This window comes from Terrisporobacter othiniensis, assembly GCF_000808015.1.
Taxonomy (GTDB): Bacteria; Bacillota; Clostridia; order Peptostreptococcales; family Peptostreptococcaceae; genus Terrisporobacter; species Terrisporobacter muris.
Map to the genome: position 1 here is coordinate 61,649 of NZ_JWHR01000087.1, position 6,413 is coordinate 68,061.

Below are 6,413 nucleotides of genomic sequence, written 5' to 3' on the forward strand. Positions count from 1 at the left end.
TTATTAAAATGAACAATAAAGAAATAAAAAATAAATCTGTTGCTCTTGCAACTGTAGTACTAATGCTTGGTAATTCATCTTGCGTATTTGCTGATAGAAATATAGATAAGGACGAAACAGTCTACTCTATTTTAGATGAAAATGGTAATGTTAACAAAAATATTGTATCAGCATGGATTAATAGTTCATCTTCTCTAGGAACTATTCATGATGTAAGTTCTTTAAATAATATAAAAAATGTTAAAGGTGATGAAAAACCTGAAATTAATGGTAATAAGATAACTTGGAATGTTAAAGGAGACGATTTATATTATCAAGGTGAAACTAATAAAAATTTACCTATTGATGTAAATATTAAATATGAATTAAATGGTCAAGATGTAAATCCTAAAGATATCCAAGGAAAAAGCGGCCAATTTAAAATCACCTTATCTTTAAAAAATAATGAAAGTCGAGAAGTAACCATAAATGGAAAAAACAGAACTATTTATGTTCCTTTTATAACTGCTTCAGAAATCATTTTAAATAGAGATAATTTCAAAGATATAAAAACAAGTACTGGCACTTTATTAGATGAAGGAAGTAATGCTGCTATCACATTTGTATCTATCCCTGGATTTAAAGAATCTCTTAATCTAGATAGTAAACTATCTGGTTATCTTAACTTAAAAGAAGAAGTTGTTATTGAAGGAAATACTACAAACTTCAAAACTCCAAATATTATGATTGCCGCTACAAGTGATGTATCAAAATACTTAGAAGATGTGGATGAAGATACTAGCTTTGGTGATTTAAAAGGTTCTTTAGATAAATTACAAAAAGGTGGTAAGAGCTTAGTAGATGGAGCTAAACAAATTAGTGATGGTGCAAATACTTTAGATACTAATTATAAAAAATTTAATAGTGGAGTTAAAAGCTTAGACGATGGTATTACTACTCTCAACAATGGTTCATCTCAACTTGTTAGTAAATTACCTGAGTTAAATAATGGCGCTCAAAGTTTATCAAGCGGTCTTAACACTTTAAGTTCTTCTTCTAAAGACTTAAGTGATGGTGCTAGCAAAGTTAATTCTGGTGCTTCTGCACTATATAGCGGCCTTAATACTTTGAGCTCTTCTTCCAAGGATTTAAGTACTGGTGCTAAAGAAGTTAGTGATGGTGCTTCTAAATTAAATAGTAGTTACTCTGCTTTAGATAAGGGTATTAATTCTTCTTATAGTGGTGCTAACGATTTAGAAAAAGGTGCTAAACAACTACAATCTGGTGCTACTAGTTTAGAGGAAGGATTGAGCAATGGTTCTAGCGGTATAAATGATTTAATATCTTCTACAAATGTAATTAGATCTCTTGCTTCTAAAATAGAAGGTATTGCTTCTAAATTAAAAGCTGGAAATGGTAGTAATATTGAATCTAGTCTTTCATCTATAGCTGCTAGAGCCTCTGAAAATGGTGACGAAAAAACATTATCTGATGTACAGAAGATCAAAAATTCACTTAGTAATCAGTCTTCAAGCATTAGTAGCGCTGCTGATGGATTATATAGCATTGCCAATGGTTTAAATAATTTAGCTGACAAACAAGAAAGTGGCCTAAACACTTTAGCTAAAGGTATTGATTCTGCTGTAAATGGTGCTAAAAAACTTACTGCTGGTTTAAGCAATCTAACAGATGGCTTATCTGATTTAAAAACTGGTTTAGGTGAAGTAAGCAAAGGTTCTAGCTCTGTTTCTAGTGGATTAAAAACTCTAAGTGATGGTAGTTCAAGTTTAGCAATTGGTTCTTCCAAGCTTGCTAAAGGGGCTTCTGATGCTTACTCAGGTAGCAAAACTTTAACTGATGGTACTTCTCAACTTGCCTTAGGTTCTTCCAAGCTTTCTAAAGGGGCTTCTGATGCTTACTTAGGTAGTAAGACTTTAGCTGATGGTACTTCTCTATTAGAATCTAGTGGTAAGAAATTAGCGTCTGGTGTAAATACATTAAAAAATGGCTCTTCTCAACTTACTAGTAATTCTGACAAAATTCTAGCTGGAATAGGAACATTGTCTAGTGGTTCTGAACAACTATATTCAGGGGCTAAAAAGCTTCAAAACGAAGGCCTAAATAAGCTTGCAGAAGAAGGAAATACGTTAATAAGTTCTGTTGACGGTGCTATGGAAGTTAAAGATAAATTATTAGATGCAGCAAAAGGATATAATAACTTCACTGGTATAAGTGAAAATATGGATGGTAGCGTTAAGTTTGTTATGAAAGTAAAATCTGAAGATACTCAAAATAATTCTGATAAAAAAAGCTCTTCAACAACTAAAACTTCAGATACCAAAGAAAATGATTCAAATAAAGTAGATAGTAGTAATAATTTTATTAATTGGTTAAAAAACAAATTTAATAAATAGATATTACCATTTTACCTCTTTAGTAGGGAGCAAAGGAAAATAATTATGACCTTGCTCCCTTTTTAATTACATACTTTTCTCTTGTTTGTGAAAAAATGTATGTAAAAGTATAATTTATATTATAATAAATTTATAATATTACATAAAACAAAAATTGAGGGATGGTTAAATGAATAAAGACATAATATTAAAAAAAACTAAAGCATTTGTAAAAGATAAATTATATAAAGAAAGCTCTGGTCATGATTGGTTCCATACAAAACGAGTTTATAATTTAGCTACTTATATTTGTGAGAAGGAAGGTGGAGATGATTTTATTATTAAAATGGCTGCTCTACTTCACGATATTGACGATTGGAAATTTAGTAATAATAGTAAAACAACAGAAAACTTTTTAAAATCCCTTAATATTGATGAGGAATCTATTCATGAAATAATGAATATAATAACAACCATGTCTTACAAAGGTGGTGTAGTAGATTCTTCTCAAAACAATATAGAAGGAAAAATTGTTCAAGATGCAGACAGATTAGATGCTATAGGTGCCATCGGTATAGCAAGAGCTTTTACATATGGTGGTAGCAAAAATCGATTAATGTATGACCCGGATATTAAACCTATGGATTTTCAAAGTTTAGATGAAGTAAAAAACCTTAACAATCACACAATTAATCATTTTTATGAAAAACTACTTAAACTTAGAGATTTAATAAATACTGATACTGCACAACAAATTGCTGAAGAAAGACATAGATTTATAGAAATTTATTTAGATGAATTTTTCTATGAGTGGAATTTTAACAAAGAAAAATAATCAATCTAAAAAGCCCTATGATTAATCATAGGGCTTTTTCTTTAATAAAATTGTTGTACTTTTTCCATTCCTCTATCTTTCATTATTTTTACAGATTCTGCATTAATAATTAGACTTCCATCCTTGTCTTCCAATTTTCCAATAACCTTAATCCAATCATTTTCTTTTGGTAAATCATGATTATAATTATAATTAAATTCAAATCCACTCATAACTTCCATTTCAGTCAGATACTCATCTTCATCACCTTCTACATGTTGACCTTCTTCATCATGAGTATGTTCCATTATATCTGTTAGTCTGTAAACATATAGATGTTTTTTATTATTTTCATCTTTTTCTTCTTTAAACATACCTTCTATTTCTATAGTCTTTCCAATATATTTGCTACTATCTAAATGGATATCATTTACATAATCCACATATACATTCTCCATTATTTTAATAATTTCTTGTGACTCTCTGTTCTCACTAGTCCCTGTATCTTTTTTCGATACTTTTTCATTACATCCAGTCATCATAATTATTATACATATACTAATTAGTATAATACTAAATATTTTCTTCACTTATTAACCTCCAAAGTATGTATTAAATATTGCATTTTATCTTATCATGAAGAAAAAAAAGTGTCAATTATTCTTCCTCCGAATTAGCCACCTCTACCAAAACCTCCTGTGACTTTATTTTGTTACTATAAATTTCACTAATAAATGTAGATCCTAATATTAGTATTCCTCCAAGTATTTGTAGTAAACTCATACTTTCACTTAAAATAATTGCTGACATAATTATGGCAGAAATAGGGTCAACATAAGAATAAATAGCAACAGTCTGACTTTCTAGTTTTTGAATAACAGTAAAATATATTAAATAAGCTATTCCTGTATGAACTATCCCTATTATTAATAATAGAATTATTGACTTACTAGAAACCCCTGCTAAACTTATTTTTTCAGTAAAAATTACATATGGTATCAAAAATATGGCTGCAACTGATAATTGCACCACAGAACTATCTCGCCCTGAAATGTCCTTTAAAAATTTATTTAGAACGACTACGCCCGCATATAAACAGGCTGCACTTAAACCATATACTATTCCAACTATATTATTTCCACCCATGCTACTCTTATCTATACCTACAATACATAACATTCCTATCATAGCTGCAACTATACATAAAACTTTCACAGGTGTTAGTTTTTCTTTTAACAAAAAAGGAGATAAGAACATTACTATAACGGGTGCTAAATAATAACAAATTGTTGCAGTAGAAATAGTTGTATAATTATATGCTTGAAATAAAAAAATCCAATTAAAACCTAGACATATTCCACAAGCTACAAGTACTAATAAGTTCGATTTTATTTTTTCCTTTGATAAATGTTCTTTTGATATCATACTGAAAACTATTAAAAAAATACTTCCTACAATGGCTCTTACAAGAGCTATCTGACTAGATGTAAAATCAATATATCTTACAAATATTCCAATACTTCCCCAAATCAACATGGCAATAATAAGCCCTAATTTATATTTTTTCATCTATTCCCTCCTTTTAACTATCAATCATTGTATATACTTTCAATATACTCCGCCACAGTTTTAGTAGCTACAATTATTAAAATATTTTCTTTAGAAAATTCTTTGATAACCTCCATTCCTCACCATTAATTATTGTTTCTCTAATTAAAGTCATTGCATCTGTATTGTTTAATGGAGGAATTGCATTAGAAAACATGATTATTCCATCTTTTAACTCTTCTTCATCTTCCTTTATTACGCATACTTTTAGTCCAAAATCATAAGGACTAATTGTAACTGATGATTTTATTCTTTCATCTATACAGTTAATTAAAGTCAAAAAAACTCCCATACTATGACCTACCAAAAAAATATTATTTTTATCTATATTGTAATTTGTTACATTTTCTTCATTTGTTACAAAATTAATTACACTCCTCACATCTTCAATACAATTTGAAAATAAAAATTGTCCATTTACTCCCCAACATCCTCTATAATGAAATATAAGTACATTTAAACCACATCATCTAAGGCTATGGGCTAAGTCATGATTATCTTCATATCCTGGAAATCCATGTAATAAAATTGCAGTTGGACAAGAACCTTCTTCTCCATTACTTCTTATTTTAAGATCATATAAGTTAGGAAAGTATCCATTTACCTATTCTATTTTTGGATCCATAAAAATCATTTGACTATTCATTTAGCTCCCTCCTTAATAATAAAACCTATTATATAAATTATAACTAATGAAAATACTAATCGGTTAAATATTCCATTTTCTTATAAAAATTTTTATTTTAGGGACATCAATTACTCTTTTAACTATATAATATTATATAGAGTAATCTAAATTTTTAATTAAAGAGGACGAGTATAATGAGGAAAATAAAAAAAATTAACGAAATAGTTAAGGCTTTTTATAATATATTTGGTGCACTTCCTTTGTTAATAACCCTATATATATATCCATTAATTCCTGATGAAATTCCTATTCACTATTGGATGAATGGAACTATTGATAGATGGGGAAGTAAAAATGAATTGTTTATTGTTCCAATGATAATTTTTTTATTATTTGTTATTTTTCAACCTAAACTCTTTTATTTAAGTTTTAATTCTGAGTCTGAAGATAAAATAACAAGATGGAACAATTATTATTTTTTGATAATATTAAATATTTTAGTATATACAAATATATATATTTCTTTAAACTATCAGACTTGCTTAGATAACTTTAACTTTTACAATTTTTTTGCCTGTGCTATTTGTTTTTTATTTGGATTTTATGGTAGTTATATTCCTAACTGTATCAGAACATCTAGCTTTTCTATTAGAAACAAATACACTTTAGAAAATCATATTATTTGGGATAAAACTCATAAATTTTGTGGCAAACTTTGGTTTACTGGAAGTATAATTTTTTTCCCCATGCTCTTATTTAGTAATAACTATCACCTATTAATTATTGCTATTATAATGATATGCACTTTCTTTATACCTCCTATTATATATATAAAATACCTACATGAAAAATATATTAAAGGTCAATTAGAAGATCATTCTCATAAAAAAAGAATACAACATTCTCATTAATTACTAAAATATAATAATCGAGACTGTAGATAACTATTATCAATATCTACAGTCTTTTGATTTTTATCATAATATTATAA

6 protein-coding genes are annotated in these 6,413 nt (G+C 28.0%); 3 read left to right on the plus strand and 3 right to left on the minus strand.

The genetic code is table 11. The annotated features are described in order from the left end of the window. Positions 1-8 precede the first annotated feature (8 nt). Positions 9-2,393 (plus strand): methyl-accepting chemotaxis protein, encoded by a 2,385-nt coding sequence (locus tag QX51_RS09690; protein WP_039679702.1) that lies wholly within the window; start codon positions 9-11, stop codon positions 2,391-2,393. A 169-nt stretch (positions 2,394-2,562) separates the two neighbouring features. After that, the gene (locus tag QX51_RS09695; RefSeq protein ID WP_039679703.1) at positions 2,563-3,207 is read left to right on the plus strand and encodes an HD domain-containing protein; all 645 of its coding nucleotides are present in this window, start codon (positions 2,563-2,565) and stop codon (positions 3,205-3,207) included. Positions 3,208-3,248: 41 nt separating this feature from the next. On the opposite strand, the gene QX51_RS09700 is transcribed toward QX51_RS09695, so the two are convergent. The 3 genes from QX51_RS09700 to QX51_RS09710 all read right to left on the minus strand — a co-directional run bounded on the left by QX51_RS09700 (position 3,249) and on the right by QX51_RS09710 (position 5,176). Beyond that, on the minus strand, positions 3,249-3,776 hold the full coding sequence (locus tag QX51_RS09700; RefSeq protein ID WP_039679704.1) for a TIGR03943 family putative permease subunit: 528 nt from the start codon (positions 3,774-3,776) through the stop codon (positions 3,249-3,251). 67 nt (positions 3,777-3,843) lie between these two features. Then, positions 3,844-4,755 (minus strand): DMT family transporter, encoded by a 912-nt coding sequence (locus tag QX51_RS09705; protein WP_039679705.1) that lies wholly within the window; start codon positions 4,753-4,755, stop codon positions 3,844-3,846. Between the two features lie 76 nt (positions 4,756-4,831). Then, complete coding sequence (locus QX51_RS09710; protein WP_039679706.1) at positions 4,832-5,176, minus strand: alpha/beta hydrolase; 345 nt, start codon at positions 5,174-5,176, stop codon at positions 4,832-4,834. 440 nt (positions 5,177-5,616) lie between these two features. On the opposite strand from QX51_RS09710, the gene QX51_RS21795 reads away from it, so the two are divergent. Continuing rightward, positions 5,617-6,333, plus strand: coding sequence for a DUF1648 domain-containing protein (locus QX51_RS21795; protein WP_039679707.1), 717 nt, complete (start codon positions 5,617-5,619; stop codon positions 6,331-6,333). Positions 6,334-6,413: the final 80 nt, after the last annotated feature.

Excerpts from the sequence above, each read along its gene's own strand:
- QX51_RS09690 (WP_039679702.1), top strand. The coding sequence starts at position 9 with ATGAACAATAAAGAAATAAAAAATAAATCTGTTGCTCTTGCAACTGTA.
- QX51_RS09695 (WP_039679703.1), top strand. The coding sequence starts at position 2,563 with ATGAATAAAGACATAATATTAAAAAAAACTAAAGCATTTGTAAAAGAT.
- QX51_RS09705 (WP_039679705.1), bottom strand. The coding sequence starts at position 4,755 with ATGAAAAAATATAAATTAGGGCTTATTATTGCCATGTTGATTTGGGGA.
- QX51_RS21795 (WP_039679707.1), top strand. The coding sequence starts at position 5,617 with ATGAGGAAAATAAAAAAAATTAACGAAATAGTTAAGGCTTTTTATAAT.